A 17,093-nucleotide genomic window follows, 5' to 3' on the forward strand; every position below is an offset into this window, starting at 1 on the left:
CCGGGCGATCGCCACCACGTGCGAGTCGAGGCGGACGACGGACGCGGCGCACAGCCGCGTCTGCAGGTCGACCGCCTCGGCGGCGAGGAGGGGGCGCGCCGCGGCGGCGAGGGTGACGGCGCCCCCGCTGGCCGATGACGCCGCGCGCGTGGCCGGACGAGCGGAGCCGAGGATCGGCGACGAGGTTGATGGAGCCCGGCTGGCTCACGAGGCCGCGCGCGTGACCGAGGGAGCGGCGGCGAGGGTGGCGGAGCCCGGCTGGCTCACGAGGCGGCGCGCGCCGCCGGACGAGCCGGGCCGAGGCGCGGACGGCAGGGCCGCCCGCGATTTTTAGGACATGCCTTCAAAAACATGTCCGAACGGGCATTCTCTGACGGACATATCCCCCGGGACATGTCCGAAGCGGACATGCGGCTCAGCCGGTCGAGGAGGTCGTGTCGGCGGTCGTGCCGGTGTGGTCGTGCTCGGTCTCGCCGTGGTCTTGCGTGGTGGTCGCCTCGGTGGGCCCGGTGCCGGAGCTGCCGGTCTCGCTGGCGTGGGGTTCGGTCTCGTGGGCCTCGGTCTCGTGGTGGTCGGTCTCGTGGGCTTCGGACTCGCCCGCGGTCCCGTGGTCATGCGGCTCCTGGCAGGTGCCCTTGCCGTCGTGGAAGTCGCAGATCAGGCCCTCGCCGCACTGCTCGGCCTTGTCGCAGGGGTTGCCGACGTTGCTCTGGCCGGTGCAGCCGGCGGCCAGAGCCGAGAGGAGCAGGGCAGGGAGCAGGGCGGGGAACGAGCGAGCGGCGCGGGTCATGACGAGGACCGACAACATAGGCGCGGCGTCGCGGCCGTGTACATGCGTCGCGCTGTCGCACGCCGCGAGGAGCGCGGGGGCGATGCGACCCGATGTCGCAGCGGCCCGGTTTACCGGCCGTCTCGGCGCCGATGCGGCGCGGGATCGGTTACACGGCGGAGGTGACGTCTCGCATCGCCGTACGGCAGGGGTCGGCCCCGATCGGGCTCGGCGGGGCCGCCGCGGCCCTGCTGCTGGCCGCCGCGCTGGCGGGCTCGACCGCGGGCTGCATCACCGCCTTCGCCCCCGACATCCGCCGCGAGGAGCACCACGCGGCGATGACGTCGCAGTCGACCCGCGGGGCCTGCCTCAAGTGCCACGAGCTCGAGTCGCACATGGCGAAGCGGATGCGGGGCATGGACCCGGCGATGCTCGAGCGCCACATGGTCGAGATGAACAAGATCATCCGCCCGCCGCTGGTGGCCGACTGGATGGTCAAGGACCGCCGCGGGTGCGTCGACTGCCACGCGATCAAGGGGGCGCGGTGAGCCGCCGCCGCGCGCGAGGGCGAGGCGCGGCGCGCCTCCTGGCCGCCGCGCTGGCGCTGGCCCCGCGGCCGCGCGCGCCCACCACGTGCCCGGCCACGGCGCGTCCGAGGGGGTGCGCACGATCAACAGCCTCAACGGCGCCGGCGGGAAGGCCAACACGCGGCTCCTGCTGATCAACGAGTTCGTCTACACCGGCTTCGGCCTCAACCCGGGCACGATGGACTCGCTGTCGCTGGTCGGCGAGTACGCGCCGCGCCCGTGGCTGTCGTTCGCCCTGCAGGCGCCGCTGCTGATGTTCCGCGCCGCCGACACGCAGGGAGAGACCCGGGTCGGCTACGGCGACACGCGGGTGCAAGTGCGGGTCACGCCGCACGCGAGCAAGCTGATCCACCGGGTGCTGACGGCCGGGCTCAACGCCTCGCTGCCGACGCGGACGGTGCGGTTCACCGTCGACCCGGGGCCGATCGTGGCGGTCGCGCCGTACGTGGTGTTCACGCGTACGTACATGACCTGGTACTGGCAGGTGCTGGCGATCTCGACGGTCGACATCCGCCGCGCCGGCGTGGCGGTCGACTTCGGCGCCAGCGGCCAGGTCGGCGCGCGGCTGGCCGGCGGCAAGGTCAACCTCGGCGTCGGCCTCCTGCTCGACACCCGCCTCGCGGCCTTCTGCGCCCTGCCCGAGGGCGGCCGCGAGTTCTGCCCCGGCAACCGCGCCGGCGAGCTGTACCGCGACCTCGGCACGGCCCGCGGCACCGGCCTGATGGCGGTCTCGTACAACTTCCACCGCCGCGGCTCGCTGGTCGGCTCGGTCCAGGTCCCGTTCACGCGGCTCCGCGACTACACGATCGGCTGGAGCCTCGGCGTCCAGATCTTTTTTTGAAACACCTGTTCCGGGGGACAGATCGGCCGGGCGCTCGGGCCATGTCCGAAGGCACGTGACCCCGGAGACAGGCAGCTCGACTCAGGGCTCTTCGCCCTCGATGAGGATCGGCTCGGCGAAGCGCGACTTCAACGGGGTGCCGTCGGGGTAGAAGAAATAGAACTCGACGCGGCGGTTGGCGGCGCGGCCCTCTTCGGTGTTGTTGTCGCCGGTCGGGTCGGCCTGGCCGCGCGAGCCGATGTGTACGCGGGTGGGGTCGACCTTGCCGTCGGCCTTGAGGAGGAGCGCCTCGCGCACCTCGCGGGCGCGCTGGAGGCCGAGCTGCATGTTCTTGTTGGCCTGGCCCTGCGAGTCGGTGCGGCCGATCAGCAGGAGGTGCAGCTCGGGGTTCTTGACGAGGGCGTCGGCGGCCTGGCCGACGACCGGCCGGTCGTCGAAGGTGACGATGTTCGAGCCGGTGGCGAAGTAGGCCGGGGCGACCTCGGGCGGCGGCGGGCGCGAGGACGGCGTCGTCGAGCCGCCGGCTTGCTTGCAGGCGGCGAGGAGCAGGACCAGCGCGAGAGCGGCGCGAGGCATGCCGCGAGGGTATCACCCCGGCCCGGGCCTGCGCCCGCGGGGCGGGTGCGCTTCCGCGCTCGCGGCGGCGTCGGTTACCCTGCGCGTGGTGCAGGGCGGGTCCTGGGCGAGGTTGTTCGAGCGCGAGCCGGCGCTGTTCGCCGCCGGCCTGCGCGCGGCGACGATCGCGGCGGCGCTGTGGCTGTCGCTCGAGGTCGACCTGCGCTGGGCCTCGCTGCCCAAGGACGCGACGGTGTCGGTCGCAGGGCTGGTGGTGCCGACGACGTGGTGGGCGTCGCAGGCGCTGCTGTGGCTGGGTCGCGCGCTGCTGTGGGGCGGGGCGCCGATATGGCTGTTCGGACATGTGCGAGCGGTCAGGATCGGCGCCGCCTGGGCGACGACGCTGGGGATGCTGACGGTCGGCTCGCTCTACTGGGAGAACCTGCCGTGGTTCCGCCACAAGTTCGTGCCGCCGCTGTGGCTGCTGGTGCTGCTGGTCGCCGGCGAGCACGCGCGCGCGGAGCCGGGGCGAGCGCCGCGGTGGATCCGCGAGGGCGCGGTGTTCGTGCTGGCGTGCTTCTACGCCGGCGCGGGGGCTCATAAATTGCTCGCGTCCGGCTGGCGCTGGGCCGACGGGACCGCCCTGCAGCTGTGGCTGTGGCGCCTCGGCGATTCCGACAGCCTGGTGCGCGCGTGGGCGATCGCCGACGCGCGGGTGGCCGCGGCGCTGGCGAGCGTGGCGCTGGCGCTCGAGCTGGCGACGGTCCTGCTGGTGCCGCTGCCGCGCGCGCGACCGTGGCTGGCGGCCGGGCTGGTGGCCCTGCACGTCGGCATCGACCAGGTGCTGCACATCGACTTCCGGCCGATGATCCTGCTGGTGGTCGTGGTGCTGCTGCCGTGGCCGGAATGGTGGCAGCGGGCAACGGCGCAAGCGCGGTCGCGAAGCGGCGCAGCGTGAGGCTCTATTCGGCCCAGGAGCCGCCGTCCAGGGCCCGCTGCGCGGCGCGACGGATCTGCGGATCCGGATCTGCCAATCGCTGCACCAGCGCCGCGTCGACGTCGCTCCGGTCGCCGAGACCGAGGTCATCGACCAGCGTCGAGAGGGCGTAATAGCGGGTGTCGGCGTCGCTGTCGCCGGCGAGCTCGAGCAGGGCCGCGACGGCGGGTGGCTCCGGGGCGGCCAGGTTCACCAGCGAGGGCAAGGCGGCGGCGACGTGGAAGCGCACGCGGGCGTCGGCGTGGCCGGCGAGGCCGATCACGGCGGGCAACACCGCCGGGCCAGGGCGCAGCCGCGATCCACGGTGCCCGCTCATGTGCTGATAGCCGATCGCAGAGACGATCCACGCGATCACGTCAGGCGATCGCTCGCGCGCGAGCAGACCGAGCAACAGCGGCACCGCCTCGTCGGCGAAGCGCGGCGGCGGCCCGCCGAGCTCTCGCAAGAGCTTCAGGCCGAAGATCCGCTCGTCGATCGTATCGCTCTCGCACGCGCGCGCGGCGGCGGCGAAGATCTCGCGGGTGCCGCGTCGGTGCAATTCGACCAGGTGCGGCTGGGGTCGGGATGGGCCGTCGGTGACCTCGTCGCGGGCGCGGCGGAGCAGCTCTGCGAGCGGGAGCTCGGTGATACGCGTTGCGTCCATGGACCGAGGGTAGCGACCTCAGGGTGCGGAGGCGAGGAGCCCGTCGCGGGCGCTCGCGTAGGTGGGCTCGTCGACCTGCTCGAGGTGCTCGGCGATCCGCGCGCGCGGCTGGCCGTCGGGGCCGACGAACAGCTTGTCGGTGTCGAGGCTGCGCTCGCCGAGGCGGCCGGTGCCCTGCAACTCGCCGGAGCCGTCGGTCATGGCGATGTCGTAGGTCCACGCGGTCCAGGCCCACTCGGGGCCGGTGAACGTGACGGTGCCGGTGAAGCCGCCGGCGCGATCGCTGGCCGCGAACACGGCGGCGTCGCCGGGGCGCCGCTGCAACAACGTGACGAACTGCTCGCCGGGGTGGACGACGAGCTCCTCGATGCTGCCCTGCGCGGGGTCGACGGTGCGGCGCACGGCGATCGTCTTCGCCGGGCCGTAGGGCTGCGAACCATCGGGCGACGTGGTGGCGGTGGTGCCGACGTAGTATGTTGCGACCACGGCGGGAGGCGGGGTCGATTGCTCGGGGCGCTTGCAGGCGAACGCGGCGGCGGCCGACACGACGAACGCGGCCCGGCGGACGAACTCGGACGGCATGGACAGCTCCTGGACGGCGCGGCGACGGCCGCGGCGCGGGGGTTGTATCGCCGCTGGCCAGCGCGACCCCTACCGGTCCTGGGAATGGCGGGGAGCGCAGGATGAGCCGGGCGTACGCGGTCGGCCCGGAGGCGCGGGCGGCCCTGGCGGTGCTGCTGCTCGAGCTGCAGGACGCGCTCGACGAGCCGTGGACGCTCGAGACGATGGCGGCGCGGGTCGGCTACGATCCGTCGCACTTCGCCCGCGCGTTCCAGACGGTGGTGGGACAGCCGCCGCTGCGCTGGCTGCGGACGCTGCGGCTCGAGCGGGCGGCGCACGACCTGGTGTTCGCGCCGGCGAGGCCGCTGCAGGTGGTGGCCGAGGAGGCCGGCTACGCGTCGCACGAGGCGTTCCGCCGCGCCTTCGTGCGCGCGTTCGGGGTGCCGCCGAGCGCGATGCGCCGCCGTCCCCGCGGGCTCCGCGGGGCCGCTCCGCGCCCGCAGGGGGCCCTGCAGGGCCGTCCGGAGGGGCTGTCGGCGGCGCCGGAGATCGTGCGCTTCGGTCCGCTCGCTTCGGCGGTGTCGGTGGTGGCTACGCGGTTCGACGACGCGGCGATCGCCGAGGCGTGGCGCCGGCTCTACGCGCTGCCGTCACCGGCGTCGGCGTGGGAGCTGGCGGCCGCGTCGCCGCCGTGGGGGTTCACGCGCCCGGGACGCCCGCGCGAGTATCGATGCATCCGCCTCGGGTACGGCGAGAAGGCCCCGCCGGGGTTCTCGCCGTGGCGCATGCAGGCCGGCTGGTTCGCCCGCTTCCGCTACGAGGGGACGACGCCGGGGATCCACGCGTTGATGACGTGGATCTTCCGCGACTGGCTGCCGGGCTCGGCGCTGCGCTGGCGGTTCGCGCCGGTGGTGACGCTGTTCGACCCGGAGGCGTGGCACGCGTCGCGGTTTCAGCGCTCGCGCTGCGCGGTGCATGTGCCGGTCCAGAGCCTCGGCGGGCGCGGGCGGGAAATGTCATGAGATGGCCTTCGGGTCATGTCATGATCGGCGCGAACCGGAGCCGCGACGCGAACATGGGAGGAGGGCGCGGCGGGACATGTAAACATATGTCTTTCGGGTCATATGATGATTGATGCGCTGCAGCGCTCGTGGCCGGGGGAACGGGCGATCAAGGAACGCCTGACCCCTTCCGCTCGTCGGGCGCCGCGACGGCCTGCTGTGCCCGGTGACCGGGGCCGTCGCCGGGGATGCGCCGACTGCTTGGTTCCGACCTTGCCACCGGTCGCTTCTGCGGGTTTAAATCGGCCGCCCTCATGACGACCCACGACGAGTTCGCCCCCACGAAGGCTGTCTTCTACTTTCGCACCCTCGACCGCTGGCCCGGCGGCAACGCCGACATGATCACCATCAAGGCGGTCCTGCGGCTCTCCCCCGGCGCCGCGCCCGAGCTCGAGGCCCAGTTCTACCGCTGCTTCGACGGGCGCCACATGTGGTACCCGCCGCGACGCGTCGCGGTCGACTCGGGCGAGGCGCTCGCCGAGTTCCTCGCCGTGGCGCGCTCCCTCGCCGCGCGCGGCAGCCAGGCCCTCGCCATCCATCGGTTCGACGCCGCCGAGGACGAGTGGGACCCCGACTGGGCCGACTCGGAGGTCCTGCTGTATGCGACCGATGACGGCCCGGAGACGCCGGAAGAGGCGTCCTTGCGGCTCGTCCGCCGGGCCTCCAAGTCCGAGTCGTCCGCGCCCGACCCCGAGCTGGAGCGGGCCTTCGAGCTGGCGCACCGGCTCACCGGCGTCGGCCGCGTGTCCCAGTTCGGCAACACGGAGGACGCCCTGGCCGCGGCCTACTGGGGCCCGGACGGGGCGCCGGAGCAGGACTTCGACTACACCGTCGAGGCGACCCCGACGTACCTGCCGCCCGAGACCGACGCCGTGTTCCTCGAGCTGCAGGCCGCGCACGCGCAGGCCAAGGCGCAGGCCGAAGGTTCGCGACCCAAGACCATGCTCGTGTACCGCCTCGACGAGGTGCCCGAGTTCCTGACCCGCGAACTGCCGCCCGACGCGAGCGTGCGGCAATGCCTGTTCTTCGCCGCGCGCGAGGACCACCGATTCCTCGACGCGCTGATCGCGGCCGTCCCGGAGCGCGAGCACGACGACACCGACGCGGCGATGGACATCGCCGACCGGGTCACGCGGATCGCCTCGCAGTCCGAGGATTTTGCGAAGGCGCTGCGACCCGACAAGGTGCCGGCCGGCGGCGCGATCATCGGGGGCACGTACGGCAACGGGTTCCACGGCGGGGACGCCGAGGCGGTCGAGCGCTGGCTCGAGGCGCATGGCGTCGAGCGCGTGTCGCTGCGGACGTTCCTCGACAAGCTCATCCTGCTGCGCCTGGTGGACGAGGAGGGAGCGCCGCTCGAACAGGTCGACAAGGTTCCGGGCGGCCCGCCCGCGCGGACGGAAAACTCGCTCGGCGACGGCCTCTACGTGTTCGAACGCGACCGCCGCCACGTCCGCTTCGAGCTCGCCCAGGTGCTCGAAGCGGACGAGGAGGACGACGAGGACGAGCCGTGGCTCGAGCTGCGCTCGGAGGACCTCCCGCCGGGCGTGCTTCACACCGTGACGGTCCCCGCACCGGCGGCGAGGAAGGCGGCGGAGACGAAAAAGGCCGAGAAGCAGGCTCCGGTGAAGATGGCGGCGGGGAAGAAGACGACGCCGAAGGCGGCGGCGGGGAAGACGGCGGCGAAGGCGGCAGCGGGGAAGAAGGCGTCGAAGGCGGCGGCGGGGAAGACGGCGGCGAAGGCGGCGGCGGGGAAGAAGGCGGCGAAGGCGGCGGCGGGGAAGAAGGCGGCGAAGGCGGCGGCGGGGAAGAAGGCGTCGAAGGCGGCGGCGGGGAAGAAGGCGTCGAAGGCGGCGGGGAAGAAGACGGCGAAGGCGGCAGCGGGGAAGAAGACGACGTCGAAGGCGGCAGCATCGAAGAAGACGGCGGCGAAAAAGACCGCGTCGAAGCCGGGAGCGGCGAAGAAGAAGTCGGCGAAGAAGACCTCGTCGAAGCAGGCGCGGTCCAAGAAGACGAAGTAGATCGCGCTGCCTGATCGCGGCCCGCCGACTGCGGTGTTCACCGCGGCGGCGGGCGACTCGCTGCCCGTCGGGGTCGCGGTGCGGTGATGCATCGCAGCATGGCTATCCATGCGGGCAGGACGAGAGAGCGCCGCCGCGGCGACGCAGCGCCTTCAAGGGGGCCGCAGGCGCGCGCCTCGCTCGCCAGGCGCGGCGAACGACCGCGGCGGGTTGCCCGATCGGGCGCAACATGTCCGCCTGGACATGAAGCGAGAGACAGGTTCTTTCAGGCCGCGCGGACCTGGGCGAGGGCCGTGAGCAGGTGGTCGCGGTCGATCGGCTTGCCGACGTAGGCGGAGGCGCCGAGGACGAGGGCGCGGGCCTGTTCGTCGAGCAGCGAGGCGACGATCACGGGGACGCTGCGCAGGCCGACGTCGCTGCGGAGCTGGACGAGGGCGTTCCAGGCGTCGTCGTCGGGGACGGCGATGCCGAGCACGATCGCCTGCGGGCGCACGGTCTTGGCCAGCGAGAGGCCCTGCGAGGCGCTGGTGCAGCTGATGACGGGGACCTGCTCGCCGTGCAGGCCGCGCTGGACCTGCTCGAGGGTGGTGGGGTCGTCGTCGATGACGAGGACGGGGCCCTGCGGGGCGGAGGCGACGGACGGGGGGGCGGTGACGTCGAGCTCGGTGGGGACGGCGACCGTGAAGGTCGAGCCCTCGCCGGGGACGCTGGTGGCGGTGATGTCGCCGCCCATGAGGCGGCAGAACTCGCGGGCGATCGACAGGCCGAGGCCGGCGCCGCCGTAGCGGCGGGTGGTCGAGGAGTCGGCCTGCGTGAACTCCTGGAACAGCCGCGGCAGGGCCTCGGCGGCGATGCCGATGCCGGAGTCGGCGACGGAGATCTCCATCCAGTCGCGGTCGTCCTTCGTCAAGCGCCGCACGCCGACGCGGATCGTGCCGCGCTCGGTGAACTTGATGGCGTTGCCGATCAGGTTGAAGAGCACCTGCCGCAGCTTGAGCATGTCGGTGACCATGAAGCCGACCTCGCGGGGGATCCGGAGCTCGATGCGGTTGCCCCGCTGCTGGGCCAGGGTCTCGAGCGCCGCGGTGACGCCCTGGACCAGGGCGCGGGCGCTGAAGCGCTCGGGCCACACCTCCATGCGCCCGGCCTCGATCTTGGTGAGGTCGAGGATGCTGCTGATCAGCTCGAGCAGGTGCACGCCGGCGATGCCGATCCGCTTGAGGTCGCCGACGCTCTCCTGGTCGCCGCGCGCCTCGGCCTCCTCGAGCAGCAGGTCGCTGTAGCCGATGATGGCGTTGAGCGGGGTCCGCAGCTCGTGGCTCATGTTGGCGAGGAAGCGGCTCTTGGCGATGCTCGCCGCCTCGGCGGCCTCTTTCTGGCGCAGCAAGATCTCCGCCTGGCGGCGCTCGGTGACGTCGCGCAGCGTGACGCACAGGCCGACGAAGCCGCGCACCGGCAGCTGCAGCGGGGTGACGGTGATGTCGAGCCAGCGGTCGCCCCACGCCAGCTCGGCGGCGAAGCGGTCGCGCGCGGCCTCGGGGCTCTGCAGGTGCTCGGCCAGCGGCTCGAGGCCGGAGCCGTGGGCGCTCAGCAGCGGCCGCAGCGGCCGCCCGCGCAGCGCCTCCTCGCTGAGGATGACGCCGTGCGCGGAGCGGAAGCGCATGATCTCGAAGAAGGCGGCGTTGGAGTCGACGATCCGGCCGTCGGGGTCGAGCACGACCACGCCCTCGGTGCTGCGCTTGACGATGTGGGCCCACCGCTCCTGCGCGGAGTAGAGCTGGTAGACGAGGTTGCCGTCGGCGGTCAACGGCTCGACGCGGGCGAGCCACTGGCGGTCGCGCGGGACCATCTGCAGGCGCGAGAGCACCTCCTGGCCGCCGATCTGCAGGGTGATCAGGAGGTCGAGGCCGGCCTCGTCGGCGCGGCTCAGGGCCTGGTAGAAGAGGCGCTGGCCCTTGCGGTCGCGCGGCGAGAACAGCTCGTCGAGGCCCTCGCCGACCAGGGTGCCGCTGTCGCAGCCGAGGCGGGCGCACAACTGCGGGTCGACGGCGACGATCCGCAGCTCGGCGTCGAGCTCGAGCTCGTAGGCCCACGAGGTCGCGCCGGCGCGGTCGCTGGTCATTCGCGGTACCCCAGCAGCGCGTGCAGCTCGGCGACGTCGTCGGCGGTGCACTCGCGGCGCCGCAGGACGGTGATCGGGTTGCCGAGCACGGTGCTCCGCAAGGTGAACCGCGGCGCCGCGATCTCCATGGTGCGAAAGCTGGTGTTGTGACGCGGCTCGCCCCAGCGAGCGGCCAGCCTCTGCCAGGTCGGGATCACCGCGTCGCGGTCGAGGAAGTACTTGTAGGTCTCCGGATGCACGCAAGCGGGGACCTTCTCGCGGCGCATGCGGGTGCTACTCCACCTGCTCGACGGCGAAGTTGCACGAGGCCTCGCCGCAGCTGACGCAGCGCTCCTCGCGGGCGCTGAAGGTGCCGTAGCGCTCCTCGACGGTGCCCTCGCCGTAGACGAGCTCCATGACGCCGGCGGCGACGCCGGTGAGCATGGCGCACTGCGGGGCGGCGGCCAGGCCGCGGAACTCGCGGTAGCCGACGGCCTCGTAGCCGTAGCGCGACTCGAGGGCGAGGGAGCGGGGGGTGTGGGCGGTGACGTGCCAGTCGCCCCAGCCGAGCGCGTTGCTGATGGCGATGATCGCGTGCAGCGCGTCGGCCCGGTCGCGCACCATGGGGGCGATGAGGCCGTCCCACTCGGGCGAGTGCATGATGCCGCGGAAGGTGTTCATGCCGCAGTGCTCGGCGTCGGAGACCAGCAGGCGGATGGCGGTCTTGTCGCGCCCGAGGCCGCGCATCGCCTCGACGAAGCCGATGCAGATCCGGTTGTAGAAGTCGGCCGGCATGTTGGCCAGGTAGACGCTGAAGGCCGGGATCAGGCCGGCGTCGTCGCCGACCATCGGCATGCCGACCACGGCGTCGATGATCGCCTGCTCGTCGACGTGGGGCGAGCGCAGCCAGCCGGCGCCGGGCTCGCGCGGGGCGGGGATCGGCGGCTCCTTGCGGTTGGGCGTCACCGGCGGCCGCTCGCCGCGGTCGACCTCGAAGCGGCAGCGCTCGGCGCCGCGGGCCATGCACTCGACCTCGCGCACGCGCACGGCGGCGCCGGTGACCGCGTACACGGCCCCCTGCACGTAGCCCTCGGTGAAGCTGCACACGTTGTCGGCGCTCTCGCCGAGGCCCGCGAGCCAGCCCTCGACGAAGTGCGACGAGTCGGCGGTGACGATGCCGGCGCCGACCTGCGACAGGTCGATGCGGCCGAAGCCGAGGTGGCGGTAGAGCAGCTCGGCGACGGCCCAGCGGCGGGCCTCGTCGTCGTCCGGCCGCAGCGCCCGCGCGAGCTGGTCGGCGAACACGGTCTCGGCGGCGCCGACGATGATGCCCTTGCCGTCGATGCCGCGCGCGCCCTCGATGGTCCGCTGCAGCCGCGCGTTGTAGTGATGACAGTGGATGATGACGTCGTGGCCGGCGATCCTTCGGCGATACGTCGCCGGCTCGTACTGCATGGCCAGGCGTGCGGCCAGGTCGCTGTCGATCGCCATTGTCATCCTCCTCGCGCGGGGCGCGGGGGCATCATACTCCTCCGGACATCGCCCCCGCGACTCCACACGTGCGGGTGCGGCGTGCGCGAGCAGACTGAGGCGCAGGCGCGCGCATCACAGCGCCAGCGTGACGATGCCGGTGATCACCAGCGCGGCGGCCCACAACACGTCGAGGTTGAACCACGCCTTGCGGAGGATCGCCAGGCCGACCTTCTCGTAGACCACGACCGCGACGAGCCCCATCACCAGCAAGTAGCCGAGCGTGTGCAGCGCCGTGGCGAGCAGGCCGAGCAGCGGCGTCGAGGCGCCGAGCTCCGCGAGGTGCTGGGCGTGCCCCGCGTGGGCCCCGGCGCCGTCGACTGCGTGCTGCGCGTGGTGGCCCGCGTGATGCAGGTGCTCGTGCATGGAAGCGTGGTCAACAGCAGGACCGTCGCGCCAGCCGAGCAGCACCGGGGCGAGCATCAGGCCCGCGCCGTGCGCGGTGGCCATCAGGAAGCTCCACCACGTCAGGTCGAGCGAGCTGACGCGCATGCCGACCCATCGGGGGTGGCGGCAGCGGACCAGCTTGTAGAGGCCGAAGCCGGTGAGGCCGAGGCCGACCGGCCAGCGCACCCAGGCGTCGGGCAGGGCGTCCTTGAGGACGCCGATGACGAGCAGGACGACGGCGATCGACAGCGCGTGGCCGAGAGCGATCGGCAAGAGCGCGCGCAGGACGGCCGCGCGCCGCTGCTCCTGCAGGCCGAGGGCCACGGCGAACAGCCAGCCCATGCCGGGGTTGATGCCGTGGAAGGCGCCGAGGCCCAGGAGGGCCAGCCATGCCTGCGCGTCGCTCATGGGTAGCAGTAGGAGTCGGACGAGGCGTCACCGCCCTGCAGGCGGACCTGGTGGCCGCGCAGGCCGGGCTCGAACTGCAGGAAGAACTTCGGGTCGAGGGCCATGCCCTTGCCGTCCGCCGGCACGTCGAGCTTGACCATCCAGCCGTCGAAGCCGCCGGGGTAGAATTGCTCGTCCCACGGGGCGTACAGCGAGTTGGTGAAGTAGACCCGGCGACCGTCGCGGCTGATCTCGACCATCTGCGGGCCGCCGCCGAGCTTGAGGTCGGGCCGGCTCGGGTGGGCGGCCTGGCGGACGATCCCGCCGAGGTGGACGCTGCCGGTCTTCTTCGGGTTGTGCGGGTCGGAGACGTCGTACTGGAGGAACTCGCCGGTGCCCCAGCACGAGACGTAGAGGGTCTTGTCGTCGAGCGAGAGGTTGATGTCGGTGACCAGCGGGGGCACGGCGCCGAAGCCCTTGAGCAGCGGCGGCAGCACGGCGGGGTCGGCCGGCTCGGCGGGGATCTCGATGACCTTCTTGATCTGCCACTTGCCGCCCTCGAGGAACCACAGCCACACCGAGGCCGAGAGGTCCTTGAGCGAGACGACCACGCCGACGAAGCCCCACGGGCGGGTCGGGTTGTGGGCCGGGCGCAGCTCGAGCACCATCTGCTGCTCGGCGCCCAGCTCGAGCCGCTCGACGTGCTTGCGCCGGCGCAGGTCCCACACGTGCAGCGCGTGGCCGTAGCGGCCGGCCAGCAGGGCCTCGGCGTCGAGGCCGTTGCGGACCATGCTCGGCGTGCCCCACTCGCTCGAGATCAGCGTGTCGTGGCCGAGGTGCCACCAGAAGTCGTAGTGGAGCACCTGCGGGCCGCGATCGATCTCCCAGCGGCCGCGGATGTCGAAGCTCTCGTGGTCGAGCATGAAGATGCCGCCCGGGCCGCCGCCGTCGGGGCTGCCGAGCGCGCTGACGTAGATCCCCTCGGGCCCGCAGTGGGTCGTGTGCGGGCTGGCGTAGCCGGTCTTGCGGAACACCTCGTCGGGCTCGATGGTGCGGACGATGTGCGGCCGCTTCGGGTCGGGCTGGGTGTCGAGGATGTAGATCCGCGACGAGTTGATGCCCGGGACCACCAGGTAGCGGCGCTCGACGTGCGGGTGCGGGGCGTACGGGCACAGGCACGCGCTGCAGGCGTTCCAGCCGAAGTGGTGCAGCTCGTCGCCGATGTTCGGCATGTCGACCTGGCCGACCACCTGGGCGAAGCTCTTCGAGGCCGGGTCGACGTCGACCACCGCCATCGCGTCGGGCCGCTTGGCGCCCGTCGGGTCGAGCAGCGCCACGTACGCGAGCTGCTCCGGCGGGGCCTGCATCGCCATCGTCGGCGACGGATAGAAGGTCGGGTCGGGACGAAAGCGAGCGGCCATGTGTCCGGCAGCCTGCCCCGCGCGGCCACGCCTCGTCAAGGGCCCGCAGGCCGGTGCGAAGGCGGACTGTTCATATGGCCTTCGGGACATGTTCCATTGCGCGCATCCGGCCGAGGGCGACTGCCGAGATTCCCCGTGCGGGCGTCGGCGCCGGCGGACCGGGTCGCGACGCAGGGGTGTAGGCATCACCTGTGCCCACATTGCTGCCGCCCCGGTTACGCGGTGGGACGCGAGATCGGGGCTCGAGACGGCGCCCGGGCCGGCAGGCCCGGCGGGGGTGGAGGATAAACTGCCTTCGAGACATGTCCGATGTGACAGCGACGAGCCGTGCCCGCGAGCGGGGGCGAGGTCGTTCGTGTGGTGGCAATGCGAGGTCGCGGCGGTCGATCCCGCTGCGGGCCGGGGCGTCGGTCGGAGCGCGCCGCGGACGTCGTCCTGGAGCCGGCGGAGCGATCCCCCGGGCGCGGCCGGGCGCTGCGTGGTGGTCAGGAGCCGGCCGCGGCGGGCCGGAGCTGCGGCCCGCCGGCGAGATGTCGACATAGACATGTCCTTTCGAGCATGTTTTTGAGGACATGCGCGAGGGGGGCGTGAGATCTCTTCTGTCCGAAGAGACATGCCGATCGCGGGCCGCTAGGGAGGGCCGGCGAGCGGGAGGCGGACGGTGAAGGTGGTGCCGACGCCGACGGCGCTGTCGAGGTCGATGGTGCCGCCGAGCCGCTCGGTGAAGTGCTTGGCGATCGAGAGGCCGAGGCCGGTGCCGCCGAGGCGGCGGGGGTCGACGGGGCCGGCCTGCGCGAACGGCAGGAACACCGCGGCGGACTCGGCGGGGGTGAGGCCCTGGCCGGTGTCGCGGACCTGGAACACGAGGGCCTCGCCGCGGCGGTCGGCGCGGACGACGAGGTCGATCGCGCCGGCCTCGGTGAAGCTGCAGGCGTTGGCGAGCAGGTTGACGAGGATCTGCCGCAGCTTGCCGGCGTCGCTGCGGAGCTCGGGCAGGCCCGTGCCGACGTCGACGCGGATGACGTTGCCCCGGCGCACGGCCAGCGGCAGGGCGGTGACGAGGGCGAGGCGACAGACCTCGGCGACCGCGACCGGGCCGACGTGGAGGTCGAGCCGCCCGGCCTCGATCTTGCCGAGGTCGAGGACGTTGCCGATGAGTTCGCGCAGCATCCGCGCCGAGAGGTCGATGCGCCCGAGCGTCTCGCCCAGCTCGGGGCCGCGCTGGGCGACGGGGTCCTCGATCAGGTGCTCACAGTAGCCGATGATCGCGTTGAGGGGGGTGCGCAGCTCGTGGCTCATGCTGGCGACGAAGCTGCTCTTGGCCCGGCTGAGCTCGACGGCGCGGCCGCGGTCGTCCTCGAGGTCGACGAGGTGCTCGGCGGTCTGCAGGGCCTGGCGCGCGAGCGCGGCGAACCGGCGCGCGCGCGTGACCCGGTCGGCGGTGAAGAAGCCGCGCCGGCGGTGGAGGCAGACCAGCATCGCCTGCGAGTGCAGCGCGTGCAGCGGGACGTGCAGCGCGGAGGTGTAGGCCTCGCGCAGGGCCGGGTCGACGCGCCGCCACTCGGGGTTGCCGGCGAGGTCGAACAGGGCGACGGTGCGGCCGGCGAGCACGCGGTCGGTGAAGGCCCCGCCGGGCCAGGCGATCAGGCGCAGCCGCGCGTCGGTGGCCGAGACGATCTGCGGCGCGACCTCGGGCGCGAAGCCGACGACGAACGCGGCGTCGAACTCGAGCACGTCGCCGAGCACCCGCAGGACCTCGGCGAACAGCGACAGGGCGTCGCGCGCCTCGCCGAGCACCTCGAGGCCCTCGAGCAAGCGCTCGGTGTGGGCGGCGGCGACCCGGCCGCGCTCGCCGGCGTGGGCCAGCTCGACGCGCAGCTCGGCGACCTCCTCCTCGGCGGCGAGCCGCGCCCGCTCGGCCCGGGCGAGCCGCTGCTCGAGCTCGCGGACGCGATCCTCGAGGTTGGTTTCGCGGTCAGCGTTCGCCATGGCGGAAGACGACGACGGAGATCATGAGGTTGCCGTGGTGGCTGCGGCGATTGACGAAGCAGCCCTGCTCGCCGAAGGTGAAGGTGCCGAGGAACGGCCGGCCGCCGAGCTCGCGCGCGAGCTCGACGGCGACGTCGCCGATCTCGCGCTGGATGGTGAGCATGCAGCCGGCGCAGTAGACGACCAATGCGCCGGCGAGCTCGCGGGCGTCGAGGTTGCCGGCCCGCATGGCCGCGCGCGCGACCCGGCCGGCGCGCGAGACCAGGCTCTCGCGCGTGCCGACCATCTGGATCAGCCGCTCACCCGCCTCGATCTCGGTGAACAGGGTGAGCGCGCCCTCCGGCGTGACCGAGTCGGGGTGCGACAGGCGGTGGAACGGCAGGCCGCCGTACTCGCCGGCGACGCGGCCGAGCGGGTGCAAGGTGGTGCGGCGCAGGACGTTGCCGCCGCGGCCGCGCACGTCGCCGAGCACGCCGCCGGTCCACGCGTCGTAGACCTCGGCGGCGGGGCGGCCGTCGATCTCGTACAGGGTGCGGCCGGCGGCCCGGGTGGCCACGCCGCTGTGTTCGCTCGGCGAGTAGCCGCTGTGAAAGGCGAGGTGGATCGAGCCGGAGGGGTACATGGCGGTGACGACGACGGCGCGGCGCAGGGCCTCGCCGTTGGCGATCTCCTGCCATCGGCCGGCGACCTCATTGTCGGCCGCGGAGCCGCCGGCGATCGGGACGTCGGGGCCGAGGACGTCCTGGATGCCGGCGATCACGGCCTCCTCGAAGCCGGGGTCGGCGGCCAGCCACACCAGCGCGGGCGGCTCGCCGTCGCGGCCGGCGGCGGCGATCGCCGCGCCGACGACGGCCCGCCCGGCGCCGCGCGGGTCGTCGCCGATCGCGCGGGCGGCGACGCCGTAGTCGCCCCCGGGGTCGCGGATGCCGAGCAGGCCGAGCGCGAGGCCGGCCTCGCCGACGAAGCCGGCCTCGCTCATGACGCCCTGACAGGTGGTGGCGCCGTGCATCGGCACGTCGCCGGCGCGCTCGCGCAGGGCGGCGACGAGGGCCGGGAGGTCGTGGCCGACGGTGGGGAACACGACCAGCAGGTCCGGCGGGCCGCCGAGGCGGGCCAGCAGGGCCTCGTACGCTTCGCCGGCGGCGCGGCGCGAGTCGGCCGTGGAGGTCGTGCTGGTCGCAATCTCCATTCACGCCGATTGTAGCGGCGACGAACTGGCCTCCGCACGCGCAGCCGGGGCCGA

The 17,093-nt window shown here is 73.1% G+C and carries 16 protein-coding genes; 5 read left to right on the top strand and 11 right to left on the bottom strand.

Features of this window, described 5'->3' with window-relative positions; genetic code table 11:
• Positions 1-415 precede the first annotated feature (415 nt).
• Positions 416-790 (bottom strand): hypothetical protein, encoded by a 375-nt coding sequence (locus NAEX_RS23945; protein WP_143140554.1) that lies wholly within the window; start codon positions 788-790, stop codon positions 416-418.
• A 161-nt stretch (positions 791-951) separates the two neighbouring features.
• On the opposite strand from NAEX_RS23945, the gene NAEX_RS23950 reads away from it, so the two are divergent.
• Positions 952-1,317 carry a hypothetical protein gene (locus NAEX_RS23950; protein WP_143140555.1) on the top strand — a complete coding sequence of 122 codons (366 nt, stop codon included), beginning with the start codon at positions 952-954 and terminating at the stop codon, positions 1,315-1,317.
• A 112-nt stretch (positions 1,318-1,429) separates the two neighbouring features.
• Entirely contained in the window at positions 1,430-2,197 is a 768-nt protein-coding gene (locus tag NAEX_RS23955; protein ID WP_143825613.1) for a hypothetical protein, read from the top strand.
• A gap of 81 nt (positions 2,198-2,278) precedes the next feature.
• Here NAEX_RS23955 and NAEX_RS23960 read toward each other — a convergent pair whose 3' ends face one another.
• Positions 2,279-2,773: an OmpA family protein gene (locus tag NAEX_RS23960; protein ID WP_096329800.1), complete on the bottom strand. Its 495-nt coding sequence runs from the start codon at positions 2,771-2,773 to the stop codon at positions 2,279-2,281.
• Positions 2,774-2,861: 88 nt separating this feature from the next.
• On the opposite strand from NAEX_RS23960, the gene NAEX_RS53890 reads away from it, so the two are divergent.
• A complete protein-coding gene (locus tag NAEX_RS53890) occupies positions 2,862-3,710 on the top strand; it encodes a hypothetical protein (RefSeq protein ID WP_143140556.1) in 849 nt (282 codons plus the stop codon).
• Between the two features lie 4 nt (positions 3,711-3,714).
• Here the strand turns inward: NAEX_RS53890 and NAEX_RS23970 are convergent, their stop codons facing one another.
• On the bottom strand, positions 3,715-4,392 hold the full coding sequence (locus NAEX_RS23970) for a HEAT repeat domain-containing protein (protein ID WP_096329802.1): 678 nt from the start codon (positions 4,390-4,392) through the stop codon (positions 3,715-3,717).
• Positions 4,393-4,410: 18 nt separating this feature from the next.
• Positions 4,411-4,974, bottom strand: coding sequence for a hypothetical protein (locus NAEX_RS23975; protein WP_170135959.1), 564 nt, complete (start codon positions 4,972-4,974; stop codon positions 4,411-4,413).
• A gap of 101 nt (positions 4,975-5,075) precedes the next feature.
• On the opposite strand from NAEX_RS23975, the gene NAEX_RS23980 reads away from it, so the two are divergent.
• A complete protein-coding gene (locus NAEX_RS23980; protein ID WP_170135960.1) occupies positions 5,076-5,975 on the top strand; it encodes an AraC family transcriptional regulator in 900 nt (299 codons plus the stop codon).
• Between the two features lie 293 nt (positions 5,976-6,268).
• Positions 6,269-8,035 carry a hypothetical protein gene (locus NAEX_RS50600; protein ID WP_096329805.1) on the top strand — a complete coding sequence of 589 codons (1,767 nt, stop codon included), beginning with the start codon at positions 6,269-6,271 and terminating at the stop codon, positions 8,033-8,035.
• 265 nt (positions 8,036-8,300) lie between these two features.
• On the opposite strand, the gene NAEX_RS23990 is transcribed toward NAEX_RS50600, so the two are convergent.
• The 7 genes from NAEX_RS23990 to NAEX_RS24020 all read right to left on the bottom strand — a co-directional run bounded on the left by NAEX_RS23990 (position 8,301) and on the right by NAEX_RS24020 (position 17,039).
• On the bottom strand, positions 8,301-10,157 hold the full coding sequence (locus tag NAEX_RS23990) for an ATP-binding protein (RefSeq protein ID WP_096329806.1): 1,857 nt from the start codon (positions 10,155-10,157) through the stop codon (positions 8,301-8,303).
• Positions 10,154-10,423, bottom strand: coding sequence for a hypothetical protein (locus tag NAEX_RS23995; protein ID WP_096329807.1), 270 nt, complete (start codon positions 10,421-10,423; stop codon positions 10,154-10,156). Before NAEX_RS23995 ends, NAEX_RS23990 begins: the two co-directional genes overlap by 4 nt.
• A 7-nt stretch (positions 10,424-10,430) precedes the next feature.
• Positions 10,431-11,627: a V4R domain-containing protein gene (locus NAEX_RS24000; protein WP_100792960.1), complete on the bottom strand. Its 1,197-nt coding sequence runs from the start codon at positions 11,625-11,627 to the stop codon at positions 10,431-10,433.
• Between the two features lie 114 nt (positions 11,628-11,741).
• Complete coding sequence (locus NAEX_RS24005) at positions 11,742-12,461, bottom strand: hypothetical protein (protein ID WP_096329809.1); 720 nt, start codon at positions 12,459-12,461, stop codon at positions 11,742-11,744.
• Positions 12,458-13,861: a selenium-binding protein SBP56-related protein gene (locus tag NAEX_RS24010; protein ID WP_096329810.1), complete on the bottom strand. Its 1,404-nt coding sequence runs from the start codon at positions 13,859-13,861 to the stop codon at positions 12,458-12,460. Before NAEX_RS24010 ends, NAEX_RS24005 begins: the two co-directional genes overlap by 4 nt.
• A 630-nt stretch (positions 13,862-14,491) precedes the next feature.
• Positions 14,492-15,850: a sensor histidine kinase gene (locus NAEX_RS24015; RefSeq protein ID WP_096329811.1), complete on the bottom strand. Its 1,359-nt coding sequence runs from the start codon at positions 15,848-15,850 to the stop codon at positions 14,492-14,494.
• Entirely contained in the window at positions 15,837-17,039 is a 1,203-nt protein-coding gene (locus NAEX_RS24020; RefSeq protein ID WP_096329812.1) for an FIST signal transduction protein, read from the bottom strand. The genes NAEX_RS24015 and NAEX_RS24020 overlap by 14 nt, the downstream gene beginning before the upstream one ends.
• Positions 17,040-17,093: the final 54 nt, after the last annotated feature.

The organism is Nannocystis exedens (genome assembly GCF_002343915.1).
Classification (GTDB): domain Bacteria; phylum Myxococcota_A; class Polyangia; order Nannocystales; family Nannocystaceae; genus Nannocystis; species Nannocystis exedens.

Coding starts and splice junctions, on each gene's coding strand:
- NAEX_RS23945 (WP_143140554.1), bottom strand. CDS start 790: ATGACCCGCGCCGCTCGCTCGTTCCCCGCCCTGCTCCCTGCCCTGCTC.
- NAEX_RS23960 (WP_096329800.1), bottom strand. CDS start 2,773: ATGCCTCGCGCCGCTCTCGCGCTGGTCCTGCTCCTCGCCGCCTGCAAG.
- NAEX_RS23970 (WP_096329802.1), bottom strand. CDS start 4,392: ATGGACGCAACGCGTATCACCGAGCTCCCGCTCGCAGAGCTGCTCCGC.
- NAEX_RS23975 (WP_170135959.1), bottom strand. CDS start 4,974: ATGCCGTCCGAGTTCGTCCGCCGGGCCGCGTTCGTCGTGTCGGCCGCC.
- NAEX_RS23980 (WP_170135960.1), top strand. CDS start 5,076: ATGAGCCGGGCGTACGCGGTCGGCCCGGAGGCGCGGGCGGCCCTGGCG.
- NAEX_RS50600 (WP_096329805.1), top strand. CDS start 6,269: ATGACGACCCACGACGAGTTCGCCCCCACGAAGGCTGTCTTCTACTTT.
- NAEX_RS23990 (WP_096329806.1), bottom strand. CDS start 10,157: ATGACCAGCGACCGCGCCGGCGCGACCTCGTGGGCCTACGAGCTCGAG.
- NAEX_RS23995 (WP_096329807.1), bottom strand. CDS start 10,423: ATGCGCCGCGAGAAGGTCCCCGCTTGCGTGCATCCGGAGACCTACAAG.
- NAEX_RS24000 (WP_100792960.1), bottom strand. CDS start 11,627: ATGGCGATCGACAGCGACCTGGCCGCACGCCTGGCCATGCAGTACGAG.
- NAEX_RS24005 (WP_096329809.1), bottom strand. CDS start 12,461: ATGAGCGACGCGCAGGCATGGCTGGCCCTCCTGGGCCTCGGCGCCTTC.
- NAEX_RS24010 (WP_096329810.1), bottom strand. CDS start 13,861: ATGGCCGCTCGCTTTCGTCCCGACCCGACCTTCTATCCGTCGCCGACG.
- NAEX_RS24015 (WP_096329811.1), bottom strand. CDS start 15,850: ATGGCGAACGCTGACCGCGAAACCAACCTCGAGGATCGCGTCCGCGAG.
- NAEX_RS24020 (WP_096329812.1), bottom strand. CDS start 17,039: ATGGAGATTGCGACCAGCACGACCTCCACGGCCGACTCGCGCCGCGCC.